A 26335-nucleotide genomic window follows, 5' to 3' on the forward strand; every position below is an offset into this window, starting at 1 on the left:
AAAATATGTAAACCTTTTCCTATTTGTTCCCTTCCTTGTTCTAAGGCAGGTTCATATAAAAGATCAAGTGGTCTTCATATCGTTCAAATCGATAGTCAATTTCTTCGTTTTCCAATAAACTTTTAACGACGAAGAGTCCCAAGCCAGCTCCCTTACTTTGTCGACTCGAAGTCGTAAAGGACTGTTCAAATTTATCTTGCTCCTCAGGTGTACAGGCGTTCTCAATAATCATCCAACCATCTTCTGCTCCAATTTTTAAATAACCACCTTGAACAGAGTGTTTCACCGCATTGCTGATGAGGTTGGAAAGAATGAGCTTGAGTACCGAAGGATTTAGATAAGTTTGTTGGTCAGTCAGTTGATTCACGACTGAGATTTCTCTCTCTTTGGCTAATAAATCATAATCCTTTAAAAGAAGATCGGTCATTTCAAGAAGGTTGATTTCTTCCTTCTTGTCTCGCAACTCCTGCACTGAAGAAAGGGAGAGGATTTGCTGAACGTGGTGACTCAAATCATCTACAATTCCTAGAGAGACTCCTAGATAATGGTCTCTATCTTTATAGCGCCCAATATTGGCTTGCATATTTTCTAAAAGAATCTTCAGACTCGCAAGAGGTGTTTTCAGTTCGTGAGAAGCTCCTCGCAAAAACTCAACCTTCATCTTTTCCAGTTGGAGGATGGCCTCGTTCTTGTCATGCAAATCCGCAATAACATTTAAGAGATGCTGATAAAGGCTATTGATTTGTTCTTTAAGATCACCAATTTCATCTTTAGAATCCACGCGCAACCTCACTTCTGTATCCAAATCCATCATCCGTCGAGTCACTCGTTTGATTTCCAAAATAGGAGCCACAATGGTTCTAGCATAGATAAAGGCGATGAGGAGCGAAATGATGAACGACGCCAATAAAGTATAAGGCAAAAACTGAAGACTGATTTCTTCTGCTTCTTTTTGCAAATCCATAGAAGCTAAAAACTGCAAGGTCATAGTCTGACCATCCTTGGTCTCAATTTCTCTTTCCTCAATAACCAAGGAGGCTGTTTGTCTTTGTTTATCAATAGGAAGATTGTCATTGACCTCCAACTTATCTGGGGTCATCTCTCCCATAATGGCTCCCTTAATATCACTGCTTTGAGAATAGAGTTCAAGAACTTCCTGAATGGCTTGACTATCCTTTCCTTGAAGGGATTGTGCAATTTCTGTGGCCTTCTGCCCAACACTTTCCTGACGATGACTGAGATAGATCGGAGGAAAAAGGAAATAGATAGCCAAATGCAAACAAATGACCAAGGTAGAAAATACCGAGAAGGTATAGACAAAAATCTTTTTAAATAAACCTGAGCGTTTCATTTTCTCTCCAATTTATAACCAACATTGCGCACGGTAAGAATACAGTCTAAATCCAATTTTTTCCGCAGTTCCTTGATATAGACATCGATCACTCTGTCAAAAGGGACCTCATCTGTCACCTTCCATACAGCATCGATAATCTGCGACCGCGTTAAGGCTCGTCCTTCATTTTTGACCAGATAGTCTAAAATTTCCAGTTCTTTTGCATTCACTGCAACTTCTTGACCAGCTACTTTTGCGCTATAACTGTCAAAGTCAACCTCGGTGTCCCTATAGGTAAATATTCGACCAGTATCATAATGACGTTTGAAGATGGCATCCACTCGTACCTTTAACAAGGATAGGGAAAAAGGCTTTTCCAAATAACCATCTGCTAAAGCAGCAAAAGCACTCATCTTATATTCTTCGTCCTGAAAGGCTGTCAACATCAAAACCGGAACTTGACTGTTTTTACGGATTTCAGACAAAACCTCTAAACCATTAAGTTTAGGCATTTGAATATCCAAGAGAACCAAGTCTACTTGATGATTGGAAAATTGTTCTAGAGCTTCTTCTCCATCTCTTGCCTGAATGGTTTCATAACCACAATCCGTCAAATAGTCACTAATTCCCTCACGGATCATGTCTTCATCTTCTACAATTAGAATCTTCATATAAATCCTTTTCTATCAAAAATGCTACCTATATTATATCTCATTTGAGTGAGAATAGGTAGCAGGTTTTTTTATTCACTATCCAACAAGAGTTCTTTTGGTTGTTTAAAGAGGAGATTACTTGAAGCAAGTGCCATAACTAGCACTACTAGAACCAAACCAAGTACAAAAACGATAGCAAAGTCAGATGGTTGAATGGAAATATCCAGACTTGAAAGTGTCTTACTAAAGCCGTCAACTTCTGCACCACCACCAAGATTAGAGGCTTGGGCTGCCTTACTAGCTTGCTTAGCCACATCTGATGTGACATTTGCAAGAACTGTATTTCCAATGGCACGAGCCGTATAGTTGGCTAGGAAGTAAGCTGAAATAAGTGCTGGAATAGCAATCATAACTGCTTCTGTGATAAAATGTCCTAAGATTCTTCCCTGTTTAAGACCAATCGAAAGGAGAATTCCAACCTCTTTCCGACGGGCGTTAATCCAAAGTGTAAGCAAGAGAGCAAGTAGAAGAACTGAGAAGCTCAAGCTACCCCAGAAGAGAAGATTAGCCATCTTGTACATACCTGAGATCGATTGTTCAAGGGCAGGGTAGTTAGATGAACTCTTAATCAAGCTATACATTTTCCAGTTAATACCGTTGATAGAGGCAATTTCTTGCATGACACTATCTAGGTTCTTATCTCCAGCTACAAAGAAGGTTGCATCTCCGTAAATAGCAGTATCTTCAGTATAACCATAGAGTTGGGCAGCTGTGTGAATATCTGTGATGGCTGTATTCTCATACAGTTCCTGTGAATAGGTCACAGCAGATTTGTTATGTCCATCAAAAAGTCCTTTGATTGTTACTTCTACTGTTTCCTTGGCTCCTTTTTCATTATCTGCATCGTAGATATTGGAGTCCAGCTTGACCTTGTCTCCGACCTTCCAGCCATGTTTTGCAGCCAAGTCTTTGTGCATGAGAATCTGGTATTTATCATCCTTGGTTAAATGCTCCCCTTCGACCAATTTGTATGCTCCTGATACAAACTTGTCTTCTTTAGAAGAGTCATTGACTCCTGTTATCATTAAACTACTTCCGAAACGTTGAGCACGATCTGGAGTTAGATTTTTCTTGGTTTCAGGCGTTTCAATCAATTCATAGCCTGTCAAATCACCGATAGCATTAATTCGTTTGATGTAGGATTCAATGGCCTTATTCTCGGTAATTTTTTTGATATCTTCACCCTTGATATTCCCAGCACCACGTGGAGTTCCTTGATTGACCCTGCGGTTGATTTGCATGGAGAAACTATTGGTGATATTTTTAAAGGTTTCTTGAGAAGCCTTGGCTGTCGCTCCCTTGATAGACAAGCCGACCAAACTCAAACTAGCCATCAAGAGAATGATAAGAAAGATCACAATAGACTTAAAAAATTTTCTTGTGACATAGGCAAATGCGTTGTGTAACATAAGATTCCTTTCTAGATTTACTTCGCTTATATGTTTTTATATTTCTTTATTTCCCTTAAATAGTGCGGACGGGAGCAACTTCATTTTAGAATTTCATCCCTAATTTTTGAGCCATCTGTCTCAAAAATACCGTCCTAGATAATAACAAAGTTATTATCTAGGATACCACTATAGCGGGAAATAACTGTTTAAGAATCACTTCGTTTATAATTACTTAATATATTACTAAAGCAATTCCAAAAGTTTAAGAAGTAGACTCTATTTTTCAGTCAATTTCTTATCCTTCAATTCAAGTGTAATATCTGACGCCTGTGCTACTTCCTTGCTGTGGGTCACAACTATGACACACTTGCCTGTTTTCTCAGCAAGAGATTTGAGTAAATCGATGATATCCCCAGCTGTCTTAGGATCTAGGTTCCCTGTTGGTTCATCTGCTAAAATCACTGGTGCTTCAGATACAAGGCTACGAGCAATGGCAACACGTTGTTGTTGCCCACCTGATAATTGGAGAACATTCCGCTTGATTTGACTTTCATCTAAACCAAGTTCAAGAAGAGTATCCTTGCTGGCTTTTTTATTAACCAAGCGGATATTTTCCAATGGAGAAAGATAATCAATCAAGTTATAGTTTTGGAAAACCAGAGAGATATGGTGCATACGGTGATAGGAATAACCTTGTTCACGAATGTCTTTACCATCAAACTTAATAGCACCTTCGACTGGGCTATCAAGTCCTGCTAAGAGAGACAAGAGTGTTGACTTCCCAGCTCCTGATTCTCCGATAATACTATAAAACTTACCAGGTTCAAAATCGTAATTGATTTTATATAATACTGCTTCTGCAGTGTTCTTGTAACGATAAGTAAGATCTTGTAATTGTAGTAAAGTCATGATTTCTCCTTCATTAACTAATAGATGATAAAATTTCTTTCGGTGATTTTCTAAATAAAAATAGGAAACAAAGTGCAACTGACAAGCAGCTGATCATAAGTAAGAAAATATAAGATTCTCCAAATGATAGAAGACTTGTTGAAAGATTCGTTGCTTTTGACAGAGTATCTTGTAGGGCAGCTTGGTCGCCACTTGCTAGTACAGTCTTCAAGAGATAGGAAGTAATGGCATTCCCAGCCACAAATGCAGGCAGAATAGATGCCAATGAAACCAAAATGACTTCTAGGCAGAATTGACTAAAGATTGCTCCTTTTCCCTTACCTAGTGCCAATAAAATACCAACTTCGTAGACACGCTCTCGTAACCAAAGGGACAAGACCAAGACCAACGCTCCTACACCAGCAATCATAATGCCATAGAGGAAAATTTGTAAGAAGGTTTGGAAGGTCGAAACTGAATCCTTGATTTGTTCAAAAGCCTTATTTTCCTTTTCGACTTGATAACCTTTCGTTTCCAGAGATAACTTTTCAATCTCTTGAATGATACTGTCCATTTCTTTTGGATTTTCTAGATAGAAACGAGCGGCAGTGACTTGAGCATCCTTATTTCCAAGAAGAGTTTGGCTACTTTCATAATCTGTATAAACTGTATTTTCACTAAAGTCTGAGCTAAGACCAGTAAATTTCTCTTGTTTTTTACCTGAGAATATACCAACGATTTCATAGTCTAGACTTTGTCCACTACCAGCTTCTACTTGACCAGGATTTAGACTAATCTTATCCCCAAGTTTTAGGTTATTCTTCTTAGCCAATTCCTCGTGGACCAATATTTTCTGCTTATCCCCTTTTTCGATATGTCTTCCTTCTTTAAGGGTAAAGGCAGAGCTCGTAAAGGAAACATCCTTGGATGAATCTTTCAAAGCAATTAAACTGATAAGATTTTTTTCAGCTTCTGTCAGATCATCCCTTTGGATACTTTGTTCTCCAGTAACTACTTCGTTGTCAGTCAACTTAGCTATTGTTTCTAGCTCTGGGAAAATCTCCTCAAGTCCCTTTATTTTTTTAAGGTCATCTAGTTGAGACAGCTGAAAGGTTTGATCCGGCTCCATTCTTTTAATAAAAAAAGATGTATTCAAGGAGCGGTAGAGATTATTCTCTACTGTTTTGTTGGACTTCATGAGCGTCAGACAAGCAGATATTCCAGCCAATAAGACAAATAGAATCAAGAATAATATGAAACTTCTAAGCCGTTTTCTGCTGACGTAAGCCCAAGCTCTTTGAGTGGGATTCATATAGCACCTCCATATTTGTAAAACCATTATAATATTCAAATATGAAATGTTTATGAAATTACAAAAAAAGAGAGTGGGACAGAAATCGGTAATTCGTTAGAATTCGATTTCGTCGTCCCACCTCCGCACAGTTGAGTAGGGCTGTAAAAGCTGATGAAATCAGCGTAGTAGAGCCCACTCAACCACTGCGTCTTGCTCGACAATCCAAAAACAATTGAGAGGCTAGGACTTTTGTCCCGGCCTCTTTTTTATAAAAAAATAAAGAGCTAGCAATGCTAGCTCTTATCCTATGCGGAGAGAGGGACTTGAACCCTCACGACCTAAAGCGGTCACAGGATCCTTAGTCCTGCGCGTCTGCCAATTCCGCCATCCCCGCGTCGATTACTTTACTAGTATATCAACTTTGAAAAAAATTGTCAAGACTTTTTTCAGATTTTTTCATCTTGAAATGTATTATTCTGTAATTTCAAGCAAATTTTCATCAAGCAATTTTGCACCAAGTGTATTCTTAAAATGTCCAAGTGCAAAGGCATGATTTTCAGGCCAAATAGATGCTACAGCTGGTTTGACTACTTCAATCTGATAACCAAGATTGTAGGCATCAATCGCCGTATGCAAAACACAGATATCAGTCAGAACTCCTGTTAGGATAACAGTATCCACACCACGCTCTCTGAGACGGATATCCAAATCTGTTCCAGAAAAAGCCGAATAGTGACGTTTGTCCATCCAGAAAACACGACTATCATCAGCATGTTCCTGATAAAACTCGGCTAGTTTACCAAATAAATTTCGGCCACTAGTCCCAATAATATTATGGGGCGGGAATAGTTTACTTTCAGGATGAAAAACATCATTTTCTTCATGGGCATCGATTGTAAAAAAGATATAGTCTCCACGTTCAAAAGCCTTTTGGGTCACCCGATAGATAGGATCGGATATTGCTTGAGCCGGAGCTCCCGCAGTTAATTTCCCATGATCCGCAACGAAATCTTCTGTATAATCAATTGAAATCAGTGCCTTAGCCATTAATAGTCCCTCTTTTTCACTTCTTCAAAAATATCTGGAATTAAAACTTTGAGATAGGTTCCTTTCATCCCAAGAGAACGACTTTCAATAATCCCTGCAGATTCAAGTTTACGAAGGGCATTCACAATTACAGAGCGAGTGATACCAATACGGTCTGCAATGACTGAAGCTGTTAATTGACCTTCATTACCATTTAATTCAGCTAAAATAGCCGATACTGCTCTAAGTTCAGAGTAAGAAAGTGTGTTGACCGCCATCGTTACAGCAGTACGACGACGAATATTTTTCTCATCTTCCTCGCGTTGGAAATTCAAGAGTTGAATCCCTACTACAGTGCTGGCAATCTCAATAAGAATCAAATCATCTTCTTCAAACTTCTTATCATTTCGCCAAATAATCAAAGAACCCAAGCGAATACCTGAGACATGAATTGGAGCAATCGTTGTCAAACCATCTGGAAAGTCTGAACGACTTTCAGTTGGAAAAACACTCAAATCATGTTCCACTGGAAGGTTAGACTCCGTATCATAAATCATGTTTGCTGCTTGAATATATTCATCAGGGAAAATTTTTGATTGGAAAAATTGCTCTACACGGTCATTATTGGTCTTGTAGCGCATGAAATATCCCAAGAGACGTCCTTTACTATTTAAAATGCAGGCGTTGCAATCAATGATATCTGCCAATTGACGCGTAATTGCATTGTAGGGAAGATCATCTTGCAACTTCTCCTCAGAACGCTTTAGGATTGATGTGATTTTTCTTGTTTTTTCTAATAAATGTACCATTATTTACCTCGCATATAATCGCTTTCATTATATCATAAAATTCTGACTACTTCAACAATTATCTGAAAATTGTTTATTGAATTGCAATTCATGACTATTGGAAAATTTTTGCTAATTTTTTCATTTTTCTTATTGACAGCGTTTTATTTTTTTGATAAGATAATATTACAAGATAACAAATTTATAAATCTAAATTCTCGTATGAATGTTTATATGACTCTCGGTCTCCTTATATATAAAAGCGATCCACCTCAGTGAACCGCTTTTTTTGTTATTTATCTCCTTTGTTACGAATCACAAAGCCTGTTTTCTTCTCGCTTGAAGTATTGCGTGGTTTTTTATTGTCCTTACGGTAACGCTTCTCTTTATCAAAGCGGTCGTTTGAGCGTCCACCTTTACGATAGTCATCATGACGACCATTGCCACGGCGATCACGATCTCGTCGATCATCCCCACGACGGCCACCACGACTAGACTTGCCTTTTCCGCCAAATCCACCACCAGATGGTTTAAATGGCAATGGCTTTTCACGCGCAATTTCAACTTCTGGAAGACTATCTGGATCCTGAACCGTCAAGCTAAGGATGTACATAGCCAATTCTTCTTGGCTGAATTCTGCAGCAAGTTTACGAGCGTCTTTTGCGAATTTCTCGAAGTTTCCACGAATGGCTTCATCAGCAAAATCACGTTCAATCTTCTTGAGAGCGACTTGTTTTTTGGCTTGGAAGGCTTCTTCTGCTGTCGCAGGCTTGAGACCTTTCATGCGTTTCTTAGTCAAGTTCTCGATGATTTGGAGATAGCCCATCTCATTTGGTGCTACGAAAGTAATGGACTGACCTGACTTCCCTGCACGACCTGTACGACCGATACGGTGTACATAGCTCTCTGGATCTTGTGGAATATCATAGTTGTAGACATGAGTCACACCAGAAATATCCAAACCTCGAGCTGCAACGTCTGTTGCAACGAGGACATCGAGGTTACCGTTTTTGAAATCACGTAGGACACGAAGACGTTTGTTTTGATCCAAATCTCCATGAATCCCTTCTGCTCGGAAACCACGGATTTTAAGACCACGAGTCAACTCATCCACACGACGTTTGGTACGACCAAATACAATTGCAAGTTCTGGCTGCTCCACATCCATGAGTCGAGTCATGGTATCAAATTTTTCTTGTTCCTTAACACGGATATAGTACTGATCAACTAGTTCTGTTGTTAACTCTTTGGCAGCAATCTTGACGTGCTCAGGATTTTTCATGAACTGAACACCGATGCGTTTGATGGCTTCAGGCATGGTTGCTGAAAAGAGCAAGGTTTGACGATTTTCTGGGACACGGGAGATTATGGCTTCAATATCTTCAAGGAAGCCCATGTTGAGCATTTCGTCCGCTTCATCAAGGATAAGAGTTTCAATATCTTGCAATTTCAAGGCCTTGCGTTTAATCAAGTCAAGGAGACGACCTGGTGTTCCTACTACGATATGAGCCCCTGATTTAAGAGCCTTGATTTGTTTTTCAATACTTGAACCACCGTATACTGAACGGACTTTCACACCCTTACTACGACCAAAGCGGAAAAGTTCTTCTTGACTTTGAACAGCCAATTCACGAGTTGGTGCAATGACCAAAGCTTGGATAGTTGCTTCTTCTGTACGAATTTTTTCAAGGGTTGGCAAGCCGAAAGCTGCAGTTTTCCCTGTACCAGTTTGAGCTTGTCCGATCACATCTTTCCCTTCAAGAGCTAAAGGAATGGTTTGCTCTTGGATGGGACTTGCTTCTACAAATCCTGCTTTATCAACTTCTGCCAACAAATCGGCAGAAAGATTAAATTCATTAAATTTCACGTTATTCTTCTTTCTAAAGATGGTGCGAAGCCATCCTATAGCGCTTAGTTTATACTTTTCTTGTCATGACGTACTTTCATAGCTTTTATGAAAGACCGTGTTGCTTCTTTTCCACGAAAGAAAAGTACTGCATTTTTGCAACTTATCTAGTATAACACAAGAGAAGGTCAAAAGATAGTCTAACCACCTGATTAAATCATGTAAACGATTTTTCTATTTTTTAAACTTGTTTCCCAAAAGCTTTCATGAGACTATTTTAGACCAATATTTTTTCCCGTAGCAGATTTGTGCAAAAGTTTTTTTCTTGTGCTAGAATGAAAATCAAACAGGAGGATTTAAAAATGTTAACATACGATTTAATTGTCATTGGATTTGGTAAGGCAGGTAAAACTCTGGCTGCTAAGCTAGCTTATGCTGGAAAAAAAGTAGCTCTTATCGAGCGCAACAAGGCCATGTACGGCGGAACTTGTATCAACATCGGTTGTATTCCAACTAAAACCTTATTAGTTGCCGCAGAAAAGGACTTGTCATTTGATGAGGTCATGGCTACTAAAAACACTGTTACTACACGCCTCAACGGTAAAAACTATGCTACCATTGCTGGTACTGGCGTTGATATCTTTGATGCGGAAGCTCACTTCCTTTCAAACAAAGTCATCGAAATCCAAGCTGGTGATGAAAAGAAAGAACTGACTGCTGAAATAATCGTCATCAACACTGGTGCTGTTTCAAACGTCTTGCCAATCCCTGGACTTGCTACAAGCAAGAACGTCTATGATTCAACTGGTATCCAAAACTTAGATCAATTACCAGAAAAACTTGGAATTCTTGGTGGTGGAAATATCGGTCTTGAATTTGCAGGTCTTTTCAACAAACTCGGAAGCAAGGTAACAGTCTTAGATGCTTTAGATACTTTCCTACCTCGCGCAGAACCTTCTATTGCTGCTCTTGCTAAACAATACATGGAAGAAGATGGCATTGAACTACTTCAAAATGTCCATACTACTGAAATCAAAAACGACGGTGACCAAGTCCTTGTTGTGACAGAGAATGAAACATACCGTTTTGACGCCCTACTCTATGCAACTGGACGTAAACCAAATGTGGAACCTCTTCAACTTGAAAATACAGATATAGAACTAACTGAACATGGTGCAATCAAGGTCGATAAACACTGTCAAACAAATGTTCCAGGTGTCTTTGCGGTCGGAGATGTCAACGGTGGGCTTCAATTTACTTACATTTCACTTGATGACTTCCGTGTCGTCTACAGCTACCTTGAAGGAGATGGTAACTACACACTTGAAGACCGTCGCAATGTACCAAATACTATGTTCATCACACCACCACTTTCACAAATTGGTTTGACTGAAAACCAAGTAGCTGATTTGAAACTTCCATACGCTGTGAAGGAAATCCCTGTTGCTGCAATGCCTCGTGGTCATGTAAATGGAGATCTTCGTGGAGCCTTCAAAGCAGTTGTCAACACTGAAACCAAAGAAATTATCGGTGCAACTATCTTCTCAGAAGGTTCTCAAGAAATCATCAACATCATTACTGTTGCCATGGACAACAAGATTCCTTACACTTACTTCACAAAACAAATCTTCACTCACCCAACCTTGGCTGAAAACTTGAATGACTTGTTTGCGATTTAAGTTGAAGTCTCATCTTAACTAACAGCCCTCTTTGGGCTGTTTTTACTTCTGCGAAATCTCAAATCTGTGTTTTCCTTCTTTTATGATATAATAGAAACATGAAATTAAAAACTACTTTGGGCCTTCTTGCTGGGCGTTCTTCTCATTTTATTTTGAGTCGTCTTGGACGTGGAAGTACGCTCCCTGGAAAACTTGCCCTTCAATTTGATAAAGATATTTTACAACATTTAGCTAAGAACTACGAGATTGTTGTGGTAACTGGTACCAATGGGAAAACCTTGACGACCGCTCTCACTGTCGGTATCCTAAAGGAAATTTATGGTCAAGTTTTAACGAATCCTAGTGGTGCTAACATGATTACAGGGATTACAACGACTTTCTTAACTGCAAAATCTTCAAAAACTGGAAAAAATATTGCAGTCCTTGAAATCGACGAAGCTAGTCTCTCACATATCTGTGATTACATCCAGCCTAGTCTTTTCGTCATCACCAATATCTTCCGCGATCAGATGGACCGCTATGGGGAGATCTATACAACCTACAAGATGATTTTGGATGCTATTCGAAAAGTTCCTACTGCTACTGTTCTGCTGAACGGGGATAGTCCGCTTTTCTACAAGCCAGCTATTCCAAATCCTGTTCAGTATTTTGGTTTTGATCTAGAAAAAGGTCCAGCGCAACTTGCTCACTATAATACTGAAGGTATTCTCTGCCCTGAATGTCAAAGCATCTTAAAATATGAGCTCAATACCTATGCCAACTTGGGAGCTTATATCTGTGAAAATTGTGGATGCAAGCGTCCTAATTTGGATTACCGTCTGACAGAATTGGTTGAATTGACTAACAATCGCTCTCGCTTTGTTATTGACGGTCAGGAATATGGTATTCAAATCGGTGGTCTCTACAACATCTACAATGCTCTGGCTGCGGTTGCTATCGCCTGTTACTTAGGCGCTGATTCTCAATTGATTAAGCAAGGATTCGATAAGAGCCGTGCAGTTTTTGGACGCCAAGAAACCTTCCATATCGGTGACAAGGAATGTACGCTGGTTCTTATTAAAAATCCCGTTGGTGCTACCCAGGCCATCGAAATGATCAAACTAGCTCCTTATCCATTTAGTCTATCTGTTCTCCTCAATGCCAACTATGCAGACGGGATTGATACTAGCTGGATTTGGGATGCTGACTTTGAACAAATAACTGACATGGATATTCCAGAAATCAATGCTGGTGGAGTACGTCATTCTGAAATCGCTCGTCGTCTTCGTGTCACTGGCTATCCAGCTGATAAAATCACTGAAACAAGTAGCTTGGAACAAGTCCTTAAAACGATTGAAGCTCAAGACTGCAAGCATGCTTATATCCTTGCGACTTATACGGCTATGCTAGAATTCCGAGAATTACTAGCCAATCGTCAGCTTGTTAGAAAGGAGATGAACTAATGGTTTATACTTCACTTTCCTCAAAAGACGGCAACTATCCATACCAGCTGAATATCGCCCACCTCTATGGTAACCTCATGAACACCTACGGAGATAATGGAAATATCCTTATGCTCAAGTACGTAGCTGAAAAACTTGGGGCTCATGTAACAGTTGACATCGTTTCTCTCCATGATGACTTTGATGAAAACCACTACGACATCGCCTTTTTCGGTGGTGGTCAAGACTTTGAACAGAGTATCATTGCTGGTGATTTGCCTACCAAAAAAGAAAGTATCGATAACTTTATCCAAAATGATGGTGTTGTTCTTGCTATCTGCGGTGGCTTCCAACTATTGGGCCAATATTATATAGAGGCTTCCGGAAGACGCATCGAAGGCCTCGGTGTTATGGGACACTACACACTCAACCAAACCAATAACCGCTTTATCGGTGATATTAAAATTCATAATGAAGAATTCGATGAAACCTACTATGGATTTGAGAACCACCAAGGTCGCACCTTCCTCTCAGATGACCAAAAACCACTGGGACAGGTTGTTTACGGAAATGGAAATAACGAAGAGAAAATCGGTGAAGGTGTTCACTATAAAAATGTCTTCGGTTCTTATTTCCACGGACCTATTTTATCCCGCAATGCAAATCTAGCCTATCGCTTGGTCACTACTGCTCTTAAGAAAAAATACGGTCAAGACATCGTCCTTCCTGCTTATGAGGATATTCTGAGCCAAGAAGTCGCTGAAGAATACAACGATGTGAAAAGTAAGGCAGAATTCAACTAATCATTAGATTCCAATATGCTTCGGCAATTGGAATTTTTTTAGGCTCTTTTCCCCTTCTCCCTTGCATTTTCTACTAATTTTTGCAAAAATAGAGGGGTAGAAAGAAGGTAGCATATGTCTAAATTACAACAAATCCTAACATATCTTGAATCCGAAAAGCTAGACGTCGCTGTCGTATCTGACCCCGTCACAATTAATTACCTCACTGGCTTTTACAGTGATCCACACGAACGTCAAATGTTCCTTTTTGTCCTTGCAGATCAGGAACCGCTTCTCTTTGTTCCAGCACTTGAGGTTGAGCGTGCAACTAGCACTGTTTCTTTCCCAGTCGTTGGTTATGTGGACTCTGAAGACCCTTGGAAAAAAATCCAAAATGCCTTGCCACAATTTGATTTCAAACGTGTAGCAGTTGAGTTTGATAACCTCATCTTGACTAAATATCACGGTTTGAAAACTGTCTTCGAAACTGCTGAGTTTGAAAACTTGACTCCACTGATCCAACGGATGCGCTTGATCAAGTCAGCTGACGAAGTGCAAAAGATGATGGTAGCAGGTGTCTATGCAGATAAATCCGTCAAGGTTGGTTTTGACAATATCTCTCTTGACAATACTGAAACTGATATCATTGCCCAAATCGACTTTGCTATGAAACGCGAAGGTTATGAAATGAGCTTTGATACCATGGTCTTAACTGGCGACAACGCTGCAAACCCACACGGTATCCCTGGAGCCAATAAGATTGAAAATAACGCCCTTCTCCTCTTTGACCTTGGTGTGATGGTCAATGGTTATGCATCAGATATGACTCGTACGGTTGCTGTCGGGAAACCAGACCAATTCAAGAAGGATATTTACAACTTGACTCTAGAAGCTCAACAAGCTGCCCTTGACTTTATCAAACCTGGTGTCACAGCCCATGAAGTAGACCGCGCAGCTCGTGAAGTGATCGAAAAAGCTGGCTACGGTGAGTACTTCAACCACCGTCTCGGCCATGGTATCGGTATGGATGTTCACGAATTTCCATCAATCATGGAAGGAAATGACATGGTCATCGAAGAAGGCATGTGCTTCTCAGTTGAACCAGGTATCTACATCCCTGGTAAAGTCGGTGTGCGTATCGAAGACTGCGGTGTTGTCACTAAGGATGGCTTTGATCTCTTTACAAGTACCAGCAAAGATTTGCTTTACTTTGATTAAAAAGTATTTTATAAAAAATAAGATGGAAAAGCTTAACTTTTCCATCTTATTTTTTGATTTGATAATAAATTTTATCAGCGATATAACCTTTTCGTTCAACTGCATTTGGAATTGTCTTCCAAAAAGTCATACCCGCCTTTTCCATCACACGACCAGAGGCGGGATTTAAGCTTGCATAGCAAGCATTAACCTCTTTAAATCTAATCTCATCCAAACAGTATGATAAAACAGCCTTCAGGGCTTCTGTCACAATTCCTCGTCCCCAGTAGTCCATCCCTAAAATATATCCGATTTCACAGCTAGAGTTTGTTTCATCAACACTGACAAGACTAATATCTCCAATAACGTGGTCTGGATTATTTTTTAGACAAATGGCCCATTTGTAATAGTTAGGATTGTCGTAGGATGCTACCCATTTGTCAATAGAGTTTTGAGTCTGTTCGACATTCAGGTGTGGATCCCAAGTAACATAAGTTAGATTATCTAGACGAGAAGCCCAATTCTCAAACATGGCTTGAGCGTCATTTTTTACAAATCTCCTCAAAATCAATCGTTCAGTTTCTATAGGTTGTGTACCTAGTGCTTTCATAATGCTAACTCTCTTTCTATTTTATGGATGGGCTCAAACTTGCATTGACCTATCTCAGTCTCCTATTTCAAGTTATAAAGTGAAAAAGGTCCTCCGGACCTTCTTCGCTTTTGTATTTTCAGACTCGGGGTAAAAACACTTTACTCATAAACATTGAGAAAACAACAGTTTCCTCTAATTTCATGACGCAGTAGCTGTCTGACTTGAAATACGCTTTATCAAGCTTTTTCAAGCCTAGTCAGCCTTGCGGGGGTGAGACTATGAAATCGAACTCTTCGAGTTACCGATTTCTGTCTCACTCCCAAAACGTATCAAACACGGTGATTGGTAGGTGGCGTTTGTGTTGGCCTTTATGCCACCATTTTTCAATGGTTGCTTGCGCTTCTGGGTTTACTTGCTTACCTTCGAGGTAATCATCGATTTGATTGTAAGTGACTCCCAAGGCTACTTCATCTGCAATACCTGGTTTTTCTTCTTCCAAATCTGCTGTTGGAACTTTTTCATAAAGTACTGGATCAGCTCCAAGTTCCTTCAAGAGTTGTTTCCCTTGGCGTTTATTGAGGCGATAAAGTGGGAGAATATCTGCACCACCGTCACCAAACTTGGTAAAGAAACCTGTGACATTTTCTGCAGCATGGTCAGTACCAATAACTGCTCCGCTATGGGCACCCGCAAGGGCATATTGGGCAATCATACGACTACGAGCCTTGATATTCCCCTTGTTGAAATCTGAAACAGGACTACCTGTTGCTTTAACTGCTGCTGTCATAGCATCTGCAGAGTCCTTGATATTAACGACCAAGCTCACATCTGGCTGGATAAAAGCAAGTGCTTTTTGAGCATCATCCTCGTCAGCTTGCACCCCGTAAGGCAGGCGAACAGCGATAAATTGATAAGAATCATCTCCTGTTTCAGCTCGCATTTCTTCCATAGCTAGTTGTGCAAGACGCCCAGCTAAAGTCGAGTCTTGACCTCCAGAAATACCTAATACAAAGGTTTTCAGGAATGGATGCTTCTTTAAATATCGTTTTAAAAAGTCAATCGAACGACGGATTTCTTCCTGGGCATCAATAACTGGCTTAACACCTAATTGTTGGATAATGGTCTCTTGCAAACTCATTCTTCTTCTCCTTCGCCTAGAGCTTCCTTACGCATCTTATCAATCAAGTCCATCTTGTCTTGCCAAATATCATGTGCCAAGTCTACTGGATAATGTTGTGGGTTCAGAACACGTTTGTACTCGTCCCAAAGTTTATCAAATTCTTTACGAGCATAGGCCTGAATCTCAGGTAGACTCGGTAAATCATAGACCAGCTTACCGTCCTTGAAGATGTCCACCAAAAGAGGAACGGCATCAAAATTGCGGACAGTTTTCTTGATGTAAGTATAGGTTGGATGGAACATCTTGATTTCTGTCATACTAGCAACATCGACACCATCATAGGTAATGTAGTCACCTTCTGACTTGCCTTTTTCACGACTGGTAATACGCCAAACCTGTTTCTTACCAGGTGTAGAAACTTTTTCAGCATTGCTTGATAGTTTGATGGTATTGCGCATATGACCATTTTCATCTTCAATAGACACAATTTTATAGACTGCGCCAAGAGCAGGTTGGTCATAAGCAGTAATTAACTTAGTACCTACACCCCATACGTCAATCTTAGCTTTTTGCATCTTGAGGTTAAGAATGGTATTTTCATCAAGGTCATTGGATGCATAGATCTTAGCATCTGTAAATCCAGCCTCATCCAGTTGTTGACGAACTTTTTTAGAAATATAGGCGATATCTCCAGAGTCAATGCGGACACCAAGAAAATTAATCTTGTCACCAAGTTCACGCGCAACCTGAATCGCTGCTGGAACACCGATACGAAGAGTATCGTAGGTATCCACTAGGAAGACACAGTTTTTGTGAGTTGAGGCATAAGCTTTGAAAGCCTGATAGTCATTTCCATAGACTTGAACCAAGGCATGGGCATGTGTTCCTAAAACAGGGATGCCAAAGAGTTTCCCTGCACGGACATTACTGGTTCCATCAGCACCACCAATAACAGCGGCACGAGTTCCCCAGATAGCTGCATCCATTTCTTGTGCACGACGTGTACCGAACTCCATCAAAGGCTCATCTTCAATGACTGAACGAATGCGAGCAGCCTTGGTTGCAATCAAGGTTTGAAAGTTGACGATGTTCAAAAGTGCTGTTTCTACCAATTGACACTGAGCCAAAGGTCCCTCCACTTGAACGATCGGTTCATTGGCAAATACCAAGTCACCTTCTTGAGCAGAACGTACAGTCAATTCCATCTTGAGATTACGGAGATATTCCAAGAAGGCGCCATGATAACCAAGCGATTCCAAATAAGCAATATCACTCTCAGAAAAGCGCAGGTTTTCAAGGTATTTCACAATTCGTTCCAAACCTGCAAATACAGCATAACCATTTTTGAAAGGTTGTTGGCGGAAATAAACTTCAAAAACTGCTTTCTTGTTATGAATGCCTTGGTCGAAGTAAACTTGCATCATGTTAATTTGATACAAATCAGTGTGCAAAGTTAAACTATCATCTGGGTACATATACTGTCCTTCTTCCCTATTTGTAAAAAGATGAAAATGTTTCTTCTTTTCTCATAAATTAGTACTATTATAACACATTTTCTCAATATTGATAAAAAGCTAACAAGCTATTCCATGCTCTCGAGCTTATCCATATCTTTTTCATACTTTTTCTGAGCCCATTCACCATAACTTTTCAAACCTAAGTTTCCAATAAATACCCAAGGAAGATAAAAGATATAGGTAAATACCCAAGCAAAAATGTATTTAAAATGTAGAGGATTATGCTGATAAATTTCGATATTGAACTGGTAGTTTTGTAGCATCAAGGTAGCTGTAATCACTAGAGTTAATAATAGGCAACCTAAAATTGTAAAATGAAAACGACTATAGTAGGTCACACCGAGATTGCGAGCACGGGTGAAAAAGTAAAAAGTCCCTATGATAATAATAACGAGAAGCATACTTGGATTAAAAAGGCTTGGTGCTAACACTGCTATGAAATAAGCTAGAAACAACAATCCGATAGAGATATGAAAACTCTCTGCACTAGCTTTATTCATCAGTTGTTCTTCTCTTTCGTCTAATAATTGATAATAATAAAATTTATTTTTCATCTTCTTCCTCCCAAAATAATTGGTCTAAAGTTTTCCCTAAGCATCTGCAAATAGACTGGCAAAGCGAAAGCGAGGGATTATACTTTCCAGCTTCTATCAAGCCGATAGTCTGGCGCGTAACCCCGACAGCTTCTGCCAAGTCACCTTGTGTCATATCAAGCTCTACTCGAGCTAGTTTTAATTTTAAATTCTTAGCCACTTGTAACCTCCTCCTTAATTTTAAAAGTCGCGCTTCTTTTTCAACTTTATTATATCATATATTTTACATTATGCAATATATATCTGTCATTTTGTGCGATTTTTTTAACAAAAAACTCTCTATCAGCTAAATGATAGAGAGTTTTCTGCTTATTCAAATTTTTTCAAAATATCTACAACGTCACTTCTCTGTTTGACTTGATAGGCTTTGATGCCTAGGCTTTCAGCTACCTTAGTGTTGTCTGCTATATCATCAAGAAAGACACAATTTGCTGGGGCCAACTGATATTTACGGAGAATTTCTTCAAACATTTTTCGATCAGGTTTGATAGCCATAATATCACAGGAAAGAACAAACCCATCTAAAATCTTTTCTAGAGGTGCTAGTTGATTTTTCAATAATTCATAAAAAACTGGTGAGGTATTAGATAGGACAAAAATACGATGGCCATTTTCCTTTAAACGTGCAAGAAGTGGAAAGACTTCCGTGTAAATATCGATATAGGCAGGCCAGTTCCAAATGACTTCTTCAACCTTTTTCTGATAGCAATCTCCTAACAGGGAAAGAACCTTATCAACCAATTCTTCTCGAGTCAAGGTCCCCAGGTCCAATCTTTCCCAGAGTCCCGACTGGAAAATCGCCTTGTCTAAAATTAGATAATCTTTCTGGGTTTTAGCTACAGATTTCAAAATCTTATCCTTGTTCCATTCTAGTAGAACATTACCCATATCCAGTACGATATCCATCAACCTACCTCCATCATTCTGTGAACAATTTTTTTAAGCGTCCAATGTCTGTTTATAAATCTTTTTGATAATAGTGCCTTTGTCCAGTGCAGGGGTAGTCTTTTAAGGTAAAGACTTCCTGGTAACCATGTTTCTGATAGAAGGCTGGCGCTTGAAACTGATACGTATTCACAAAAACGTAGCGACAATTTCTCTTCTTAGCTTCACTTTCTGCTCGCTGCAATAGTTGGGAGCCAATTCCTTGTCCTCGCAAGTCTTCTTTCACAAATAAATACTCGATTTCTAGCCAATTTCCAAAGGTCTCTGCTACTAAACCAGCCAGGAGTTCACCGCTATCATCTTCAACGTAAAGGTTAAGTGGCTCACTTTCAGCTGCTTCCCTTTTGGAACGATTATAAGAGCGAATCAAATTCCCTATTTCTTGTGCTTTCTGAGACTCTGTATTCTCCAATCGAATGTGCATCCAAACCTCCTCGAAGACAACTAACGCCTTGATTATATTCCTATTTTAAAGAACTGTCAAACTAAAAAACTCACCAACCTAAGTTGATGAGCTTCTGACTTATTTTCTAAACTTCCATTGGCTATAAATACCAAAAGCAACAATCCAGATTGCTGAACCTCGAGCTCCCATTACAGTTGATTCTTGTAAGAAGAGAGTTCCAAATACAAAGATAAAGAAGAGCATAGTCAGAGGATTTAGCAAGCGATATTGGGGCATGAGATAGCCATCTGCCATAAAGTCTTTAGACTTACGATACTTGAGATGGGCTACCATAATCAAGATGTAGATGGCAATATAAACACCTGATGAAGAAGCTGTAATCAAAGCAAAGGCATCTGATACACCCGGAAGTACATTGATGAAGGCTGCAAAACCAATTAATACGGCAGAAGCAATGATTGCATTCTGAGGAACATTGTGGCGTGAGAGGGTATCTGCCTTAATAGCTTTCAAGAAACGATTTGGTGAATCATGGGCAATCTGATACAAGTGACGACCTGTTGAGTAAAGGGTTGAATTTAATGCTGACGCTGCTGAAGTCAAGACAACAAAGTTAATCAAAGCAGCCGCCCACTTAAGACCAACAAGTTCAAATACCGTTACAAATGGTGAATCTGCTGCAGAAAGCTCACGCCAAGGAATAATAGACATAATAGCTAAGAGAGCTCCACCGTAGAAGAAGATAATTCGTAAAGGAATTTCCTTAACAGCCTTAGGCAATACTTTTCTTGGATCCTTAGTTTCAGATGTAGTAACACCGATAAATTCAATCATCAAGTAGGCAAAGAAAACCATCTGGAAGGCCATGACAAAGTTCATACCACCATTTGGGAAAAGGGAGAAATGCTCACTAATATTTGTCAGGCTTGCTGAACCATAAGGAGTTTCAAAGCCGGTCAAAACCATAAAAACACCTGTCGCAATCATGGCAAGAATAGCCACAATTTTAATCATGGCAAACCAAAATTCCACTTCACCAAAGATTTTAACGGCAATCAGATTGACTAGTCCTAAAATTGTTAGAAAGACAACCTGAATCAACCAAGATGGCCAGGATGGAAACCAAAACTGAACATAGTGCGAGATGGCTGTAATCTCAGCCATTCCGATAAAGATCACCGATAACCAATAAGACCAAACTGAGAAATAGCCCCAGCCCTTACCTAGATAACGAGTAATAAAATTGATAAAGGTATGTTGCTCTGGGTCCTGGTACAACATCTCTCCGATAGCTCGCATCATGAGATACATAAAACCACCAGTAATCATATAAACTAAAACAATCGAAGGCCCTGTTAAACTAATCGAGCGACCTGCCCCGAGAAATAATCCTGTTCCGATTGTACCGGCGATGGCCATAACCTGAACATGGCGATTGGTTAGGCCTCGCTCCATTTTACTCTTCTTTTTGTGCTTTTTTTCTGAATTCATCTTGTCTCCTTAAGTTTTTAACATTAAGAAAAGGAGTGATAGGAAACGCTTTCTCTAAATCAACTCCTTCTTTTTAGACTATTAAGCGGTTTTTTCAACCTTTAAGATTTTAACATCATAGCTTCCAGCAGGTGTTTCGATTGTAACAACATCACCTTTTTTCTTACCAATCAATGCTTGACCAATTGGGCTTTCATTTGATACTTTTCCTGCAAAGGCATCTGCACCAGCTGAACCAACGATAATGTATACTTCCTTTTCGTCTTCTCCAACTTCTTGAATTGTTACAGTTTTTCCGATAGCAACTTCATTTTTTGCAACGGCATCGCTGTTAACGATTTCTGCGTAACGAATCTTAGTCTCTAGACTTGAGATTTGTCCCTCAACGAAGGCTTGCTCGTCCTTAGCTGCTTCATACTCACTGTTTTCTGACAAATCACCATATGAACGAGCAATCTTGATACGTTCTACAACTTCTGGACGACGTACTAATTTCAATTCTTCTAATTCTTTTTCAAGTTTTTCCTTTTCTTCCAAGGTCATTGGATAAGTTTTTTCTACCATTTTTCTCAACTTTCTTTTAATTGAATTAATAAATATATGCTTTAAAGCAAAATTATGTGGAAAACCACATAATTTTAGTTTGTGCTATTTGATTGGTTTAATTTACTATTGATATGTTCTTGAACATTGCGTTCATGTTCTTCTAGTGTTGTTGCATAGTAAACTTTACCATCTTGAACATTGGCCACAAAGTAGAGATAGTCACTCTTTGTCTGATTGATACTTGATTCGATCGCATCCAAGCTTGGGCTATCAACCGGACCAGGCATTAGACCTACTTTTGTATAGTCATTGTATGGTGAATCAATAGATGTATCAATAGCCGCATCATCAGAAAGACTGATGTTTTGACCAAGTTTTCCTTCAGCATAAAGGATAGCGATATTACTTTGAAGTGGCATACCAAGATTCAAACGATTATAGAATACACCAGCAATCAGCTTACGATCCTCTGTCTTAGCCCCTTCTTTCTCAACAAGTGATGCAATTGTCAAGAGCTCATTTACGGTTAGGTTCTTTTCCTTAATAGCAGCATAATGTGAAGAAAGGTTCTTATCCATAGCTGCAAGCATTGAATCAATTAAACTTTCAACAGTTGTATTTTCTTTAATCGTATAAGTCGCAGGGAAAAGATATCCTTCTAAGCGATAACGAACACCACTATCTTTTGTAGGTAAGCTTTCAAGAAGATTTGGATATTTGGCAACCTCTTGAGCAATAAAGTTCTCATCCTGAACTTTGGCCAAGAATGCTTCCGCTGTCAAAGGTTCTTTAAAGTCCCCTTGAAGTTGGCCAACAGTTTGAGCAATTTGCTCTAATGTATATCCCTCTGGAATAGTCAAGTTTGCAAGTGTAACCTCTTGAGGTTCAGGTGTCCCACCTTTTTGCAACTCTTTAATGACATCCTCAACACTCATACTCTTTTGTAGATTATAATAGCCAGACTTCAATCCAGTGTAGTTTTTATACTTGGCATAAAGTGTAAAGACCAAACCATTTTTAATGACACCTGATTTTTCCAAAGTTGAACCAATTTCTTGAACATTAGATCCGTCTGGAATCTGAACAGTCATATATTGTTTAGAATTTGGATCCACTGGTTGCAAAGCTGATTCAGCATAGCGAAGACCAAAGAAACCGCCAGCACCAAATAGAATGAGTAATACCAAAACTGTCACTAAAAATCCTTTTAAGCGGGATTTCTTCTTTTTCTTGGCTGGTTTCACAGTTTCTCTCCGACTTCTTCTAGGAAGTTCTGCTTCTTCAGTAGCTTCGTGATTTGTCAATTCTTCCTTGTGAGGCGCTAGGTTTACTGCTTCTTTGTCTTCGGAAGCAGTATCAAATGTACGATAAGAAACTGAAACCTTAGTTGGTATTGAATTCATTTCATCTTTATCTGAGACTGATTGAGGTAACTCAACTGATGCTTCTTCTGCAATTTCCTCTGTAACCTCTTCTTTTAGATCTGGACGAGGTGGAACAGCAGGTGCGTTCTCAATCAATTGTTCAACGGTTGAAACAGAATTAGCAATCAGCTCTTCTTCTGGAGTTATTACTCGTTCTTCTGTTTTTATATCAGAAGAGTTCATCAAATTTGAAAAGAGGTCATCTGTTTGTTCTGTTAAACTTTCCTCTTTCTTTAATCGTTCTAAGTCTCGCAAAATTTGCTCTTTAAAACTCAACTTTTCTTCATTTGAATTTTCGCTCAAAGGTATTTACCTCCTTGTTGATAATCCTTAATATTATATCTTAAAAACTTGAGAAAAGCAACCTTAGAAGCCTTTCCAATCACTAATTCTTGTTTTCCCAGACCATATCATACCATTCTTTGCCTGCAAATTGGGATTTAGACTTCCCTTCATTGACAAAACCATGCTTCTCATAGTATTCAATCAGGTAGTCATGGCAAGTTAGATTGATTCCCTCTCGTTCATGCTTAAGAGCCACTTCTTTAAGAGCAGTCAGTAGTTTTCTTCCTAGCCCTAGAGATTGAGCTTCTTTAGCTATAGACAGACAAGTTACAGAAATATAACCACCTTTCTTATGACTGTGGTCTTTTATTTCCTCAGTGAAAGACTGATCTTGCAAATAACGGTGAGGGACTACTGGTCCTTCAATATAACCGAGTATCTCCCCTTCTTTTTCAGCCACTAAAAAACTAGTCTGAATCTCTTTTAGGTGGGCTTCAAAAACAGAACGAGGAATGGCTTCTTCGATTGAAAAATTTTCTAGTTCAATCTCTAAAATACGGTCTAAATCACTAAGTCTAGCTTGTCGAATAATCATAGCTCCTCCTTATGAAAGGGATTCTTCCACCACATGAGAAAATTAACTTCATTGCTGACTCCCACGTCTACTATTCCTTGCTCCATAAATTCATTCATCTCAAAATAAGACAGCAATTCATCCTTGCAAAGAAGATAAATACCGAGACAATTTTGTTGAAGAGCAACTTGTTTCAAGGCCGCCAGCAGCAAGGTTCCAAATCCTTGCCCTTGATAATCCGGATGAACAGATAAGCCATCAATCACAAGATTTCTATTACTAATAGCTTCTCCATCTGCCATCTCTACTATCCATCTACTTACTGAGGATGTAGCAAGAACTGTCGCTGAAATATAAGCAACTACCTGATCATCAAGACAAGCTAATAGAAACGTATCCGCATGATTACGGATACGTTCTTCTATTATTTCTCTATTCATGTTTTCTAGGAAGTTTGAATTACTTTCTTGTATCAAGCAAATCTGATCAATATCTGATCGCTGAGCTTCCCGAATTTTAATTGGAAATTCCATAATCTTCCTTATTGAACATTGCTTGTCAAATTAGACAAGAGACGCTCGAATGAGTATTCGTAAGTTTGAATATCTCCAGCTCCCATGAAGACATAGACAGCATTATCATGGTCTAGAAGAGGAGAAACATTTTCAACAGTGATGACTTGGTGTTTTTTATGAATCTTGGCTGCTAAATCTTCAACCTTAACATCACCATGGTCAACTTCACGAGCTGATCCGTAGATTTGTGCTAGGTAGACTGCATCAGCTTGATTCAAGGCTTGGGCAAAATCATCCAATAAGGCAATTGTTCGAGTAAAGGTATGTGGTTGGAAGATAGCAACAATTTCCTTGCTTGGGTATTTCTGACGAGCTGCATCCAAGGTCGCAATGATCTCAGTTGGATGGTGAGCAAAGTCATCGATAATAACTGTATCATTGACAATCTTTTCTGTAAAGCGACGTTTTACTCCACCAAAAGTCTTCAAGTGTTCACGCACCAAATTCAAATCAAAACCAGCAGTATAAAGCAAACCAATGACTGCTGTGGCATTCATGATGTTATGACGACCGAAGGTTGGAATGTGGAATTGACCTAACTCTTGTCCACGGAAATGAACTGTAAAGGTTGAACCAGTTGTTGAACGAAGAAAATCGCTAGCTACAAAGTCATTTCCTTCAGCTTCAAAACCATAATAGTAGATTGGTGCATTTGCCGTAATCTTACGCAACTCAGCATCCTCACCGTAGATAAACAAACCTTTAGTAATTTGTTTAGCATAATCATTGAAGGCGTTGAAGACATCCTCTAAGCTTGTGAAATAGTCAGGATGGTCAAAGTCGATATTAGTAATAATAGAGTACTCTGGGTGATATGGCATGAAATGACGCTCGTACTCGTCTGATTCGAAGACAAAATACTTGGCATTTTCAGAACCACGACCTGTACCATCTCCAATTAGATAGCTTGTATCAGTGATGTGTGACAAAACGTGAGAAAGCATACCTGTTGTTGAAGTCTTACCGTGTGCTCCAGCAACACCCATGCTGATAAAGTCACGCATAAAGCTACCAAGAAATTCATGATAACGTTTATAGCTTAGTCCATTCTTGTCTGCATAAGCAATTTCAACATTGTTATCTGGACGAAAGGCATTCCCAGCAATGATTTCTAGATCCCCTTGAAGATTTTTCTCATCAAAAGGCAAAATCTTGATCCCTGCTTGCTCTAATCCTCGTTGTGTAAAATAGTATTTCTCTACGTCAGACCCTTGCACCTTATGCCCCATTTGGTGCAACATCAAGGCCAAGGCACTCATTCCTGATCCTTTAATTCCGATAAAATGATAGGTTTTTGCCATCTTTTTCCCCTTTACTCTGTCATATTTGTCAAGTTTAACTCTTGAGCAATTTTACGTTCTTTTTCTGATTGATGTTCTTTTTTGTTATAAATTTGGCTTTTCTTTAAAAAATCATAATTATTTTTCTTAGGTCCAAGTTGCTCTTCTTTAGTCGTTTGTTGCATCTGAGGAGCAGTTTCAGCTAAAATATAATGGCTTTGAGTTAATTTTTCACTATATTTGGTAAGCTCACCAGGATTTTCCTTTTGGAAAGGAGCTGTTGGCTGATTTGCCTGCCTTACAACATTATTTGAAGGTTTATAACGTTTGGTAAAACTAACATCTTGGGTCAAATACTTTGCTGAACGTTTCCGTTTCAAATCAGCTCTTGCTTCCTCACGAGCCAGTTCAGCGTAGGATTTTTCCTTTTTTTCAATCCGTTTATCTGATGCTTGAATCGGCGACTTTTTTTCTGTCGTAATTGGTGACCATTCCAAGTAGTTTTTGTCCTGGTAGTCTCCCTTGATATTACTAATCAAATCCGACTCATCATATAAGTTCATAAATGGCATCTCTGTCAGCATAATTTCATCATCTGACACTATTGGAAATCTTTCTTGTTTCATTTT

Annotated in this window: 26 protein-coding genes and 1 tRNA gene; 4 read left to right on the forward strand and 23 right to left on the reverse strand. The window is 39.2% G+C overall.

The features are described 5' to 3' along the window. Positions 1–40: 40 nt before the first annotated feature. The 9 genes from vncS to KJR31_RS03870 form a co-directional block, all read right to left on the reverse strand. Positions 41–1351, reverse strand: a complete 1311-nt coding sequence (vncS, locus tag KJR31_RS03830) for a sensor histidine kinase VncS (RefSeq protein WP_214262148.1) — start codon at positions 1349–1351, stop codon at positions 41–43. Next, positions 1348–2004, reverse strand: coding sequence for a response regulator transcription factor (locus tag KJR31_RS03835; RefSeq protein WP_214262149.1), 657 nt, complete (start codon positions 2002–2004; stop codon positions 1348–1350). Before KJR31_RS03835 ends, vncS begins: the two co-directional genes overlap by 4 nt. 71 nt (positions 2005–2075) lie before the next feature. Continuing rightward, positions 2076–3455, reverse strand: a complete 1380-nt coding sequence (vex3, locus tag KJR31_RS03840; RefSeq protein WP_214262150.1) for an ABC transporter permease subunit Vex3 — start codon at positions 3453–3455, stop codon at positions 2076–2078. A 258-nt stretch (positions 3456–3713) separates the two neighbouring features. Next, positions 3714–4346, reverse strand: coding sequence for an ABC transporter ATP-binding subunit Vex2 (gene vex2 / locus KJR31_RS03845; RefSeq protein WP_214262151.1), 633 nt, complete (start codon positions 4344–4346; stop codon positions 3714–3716). Positions 4347–4359: 13 nt separating this feature from the next. Next, positions 4360–5637, reverse strand: coding sequence for an ABC transporter permease (locus tag KJR31_RS03850; RefSeq protein ID WP_214262152.1), 1278 nt, complete (start codon positions 5635–5637; stop codon positions 4360–4362). A 290-nt stretch (positions 5638–5927) separates the two neighbouring features. Then, a tRNA-Leu gene (locus tag KJR31_RS03855) sits at positions 5928–6013 on the reverse strand. A 77-nt stretch (positions 6014–6090) separates the two neighbouring features. After that, positions 6091–6666: a cysteine hydrolase family protein gene (locus KJR31_RS03860; RefSeq protein ID WP_214262153.1), complete on the reverse strand. Its 576-nt coding sequence runs from the start codon at positions 6664–6666 to the stop codon at positions 6091–6093. After that, positions 6666–7454, reverse strand: a complete 789-nt coding sequence (codY, locus tag KJR31_RS03865; RefSeq protein WP_214262154.1) for a GTP-sensing pleiotropic transcriptional regulator CodY — start codon at positions 7452–7454, stop codon at positions 6666–6668. Before codY ends, KJR31_RS03860 begins: the two co-directional genes overlap by 1 nt. 271 nt (positions 7455–7725) lie before the next feature. Next, positions 7726–9300, reverse strand: coding sequence for a DEAD/DEAH box helicase (locus KJR31_RS03870; RefSeq protein WP_214262155.1), 1575 nt, complete (start codon positions 9298–9300; stop codon positions 7726–7728). Positions 9301–9641: 341 nt separating this feature from the next. Between KJR31_RS03870 and KJR31_RS03875 the strand changes: the two genes are divergently transcribed. The 4 genes from KJR31_RS03875 (at position 9642) to KJR31_RS03890 (ending at position 14379) form a co-directional block, all read left to right on the forward strand. Beyond that, positions 9642–10958, forward strand: a complete 1317-nt coding sequence (locus KJR31_RS03875) for an FAD-containing oxidoreductase (protein ID WP_214262156.1) — start codon at positions 9642–9644, stop codon at positions 10956–10958. A 98-nt stretch (positions 10959–11056) separates the two neighbouring features. Next, positions 11057–12400: a lipid II isoglutaminyl synthase subunit MurT gene (gene murT / locus KJR31_RS03880; protein WP_214262157.1), complete on the forward strand. Its 1344-nt coding sequence runs from the start codon at positions 11057–11059 to the stop codon at positions 12398–12400. Beyond that, positions 12400–13182, forward strand: a complete 783-nt coding sequence (gatD, locus tag KJR31_RS03885; RefSeq protein WP_214262158.1) for a lipid II isoglutaminyl synthase subunit GatD — start codon at positions 12400–12402, stop codon at positions 13180–13182. The genes murT and gatD overlap by 1 nt, the downstream gene beginning before the upstream one ends. 114 nt (positions 13183–13296) lie before the next feature. Then, a complete protein-coding gene (locus tag KJR31_RS03890; protein ID WP_214262159.1) occupies positions 13297–14379 on the forward strand; it encodes a M24 family metallopeptidase in 1083 nt (360 codons plus the stop codon). Between the two features lie 46 nt (positions 14380–14425). Here KJR31_RS03890 and KJR31_RS03895 read toward each other — a convergent pair whose 3' ends face one another. The 14 genes from KJR31_RS03895 to KJR31_RS03960 all read right to left on the reverse strand — a co-directional run bounded on the left by KJR31_RS03895 (position 14426) and on the right by KJR31_RS03960 (position 26332). Further along, positions 14426–14968 carry a GNAT family N-acetyltransferase gene (locus KJR31_RS03895; protein ID WP_214262160.1) on the reverse strand — a complete coding sequence of 181 codons (543 nt, stop codon included), beginning with the start codon at positions 14966–14968 and terminating at the stop codon, positions 14426–14428. A 295-nt stretch (positions 14969–15263) separates the two neighbouring features. Then, positions 15264–16088: an ammonia-dependent NAD(+) synthetase gene (nadE, locus tag KJR31_RS03900; RefSeq protein ID WP_214262161.1), complete on the reverse strand. Its 825-nt coding sequence runs from the start codon at positions 16086–16088 to the stop codon at positions 15264–15266. After that, complete coding sequence (locus tag KJR31_RS03905) at positions 16085–17545, reverse strand: nicotinate phosphoribosyltransferase (RefSeq protein ID WP_214262162.1); 1461 nt, start codon at positions 17543–17545, stop codon at positions 16085–16087. The genes nadE and KJR31_RS03905 overlap by 4 nt, the downstream gene beginning before the upstream one ends. 107 nt (positions 17546–17652) lie before the next feature. Next, positions 17653–18141 (reverse strand): DUF6773 family protein, encoded by a 489-nt coding sequence (locus KJR31_RS03910; RefSeq protein ID WP_214262163.1) that lies wholly within the window; start codon positions 18139–18141, stop codon positions 17653–17655. Continuing rightward, on the reverse strand, positions 18131–18340 hold the full coding sequence (locus tag KJR31_RS03915) for a helix-turn-helix transcriptional regulator (protein ID WP_001107501.1): 210 nt from the start codon (positions 18338–18340) through the stop codon (positions 18131–18133). Before KJR31_RS03915 ends, KJR31_RS03910 begins: the two co-directional genes overlap by 11 nt. Before the next feature lie 149 nt (positions 18341–18489). Further along, positions 18490–19086: an HAD family hydrolase gene (locus KJR31_RS03920; protein ID WP_214262164.1), complete on the reverse strand. Its 597-nt coding sequence runs from the start codon at positions 19084–19086 to the stop codon at positions 18490–18492. A gap of 52 nt (positions 19087–19138) precedes the next feature. Next, positions 19139–19549 carry a GNAT family N-acetyltransferase gene (locus tag KJR31_RS03925; protein WP_214262165.1) on the reverse strand — a complete coding sequence of 137 codons (411 nt, stop codon included), beginning with the start codon at positions 19547–19549 and terminating at the stop codon, positions 19139–19141. Between the two features lie 99 nt (positions 19550–19648). Beyond that, positions 19649–21022 (reverse strand): amino acid permease, encoded by a 1374-nt coding sequence (locus tag KJR31_RS03930; protein ID WP_214262166.1) that lies wholly within the window; start codon positions 21020–21022, stop codon positions 19649–19651. Positions 21023–21103: 81 nt separating this feature from the next. Further along, entirely contained in the window at positions 21104–21586 is a 483-nt protein-coding gene (greA, locus tag KJR31_RS03935) for a transcription elongation factor GreA (RefSeq protein ID WP_006148148.1), read from the reverse strand. Positions 21587–21660: 74 nt separating this feature from the next. Further along, positions 21661–23295: an endolytic transglycosylase MltG gene (gene mltG / locus KJR31_RS03940; protein WP_214262167.1), complete on the reverse strand. Its 1635-nt coding sequence runs from the start codon at positions 23293–23295 to the stop codon at positions 21661–21663. Positions 23296–23377: 82 nt separating this feature from the next. Further along, on the reverse strand, positions 23378–23872 hold the full coding sequence (locus KJR31_RS03945) for a GNAT family N-acetyltransferase (RefSeq protein WP_214262168.1): 495 nt from the start codon (positions 23870–23872) through the stop codon (positions 23378–23380). Continuing rightward, a complete protein-coding gene (locus KJR31_RS03950) occupies positions 23869–24384 on the reverse strand; it encodes a GNAT family N-acetyltransferase (RefSeq protein ID WP_214262169.1) in 516 nt (171 codons plus the stop codon). The genes KJR31_RS03945 and KJR31_RS03950 overlap by 4 nt, the downstream gene beginning before the upstream one ends. Before the next feature lie 8 nt (positions 24385–24392). Next, positions 24393–25727, reverse strand: coding sequence for a UDP-N-acetylmuramate--L-alanine ligase (gene murC / locus KJR31_RS03955; protein WP_214262170.1), 1335 nt, complete (start codon positions 25725–25727; stop codon positions 24393–24395). An 11-nt stretch (positions 25728–25738) separates the two neighbouring features. Beyond that, entirely contained in the window at positions 25739–26332 is a 594-nt protein-coding gene (locus KJR31_RS03960) for a cystathionine gamma-synthase (protein WP_214262171.1), read from the reverse strand. Between the last annotated feature and the right edge of the window lie 3 nt (positions 26333–26335).

This window comes from Streptococcus infantis (genome assembly GCF_018499575.1).
Lineage (GTDB): Bacteria > Bacillota > Bacilli > Lactobacillales > Streptococcaceae > Streptococcus > Streptococcus infantis_K.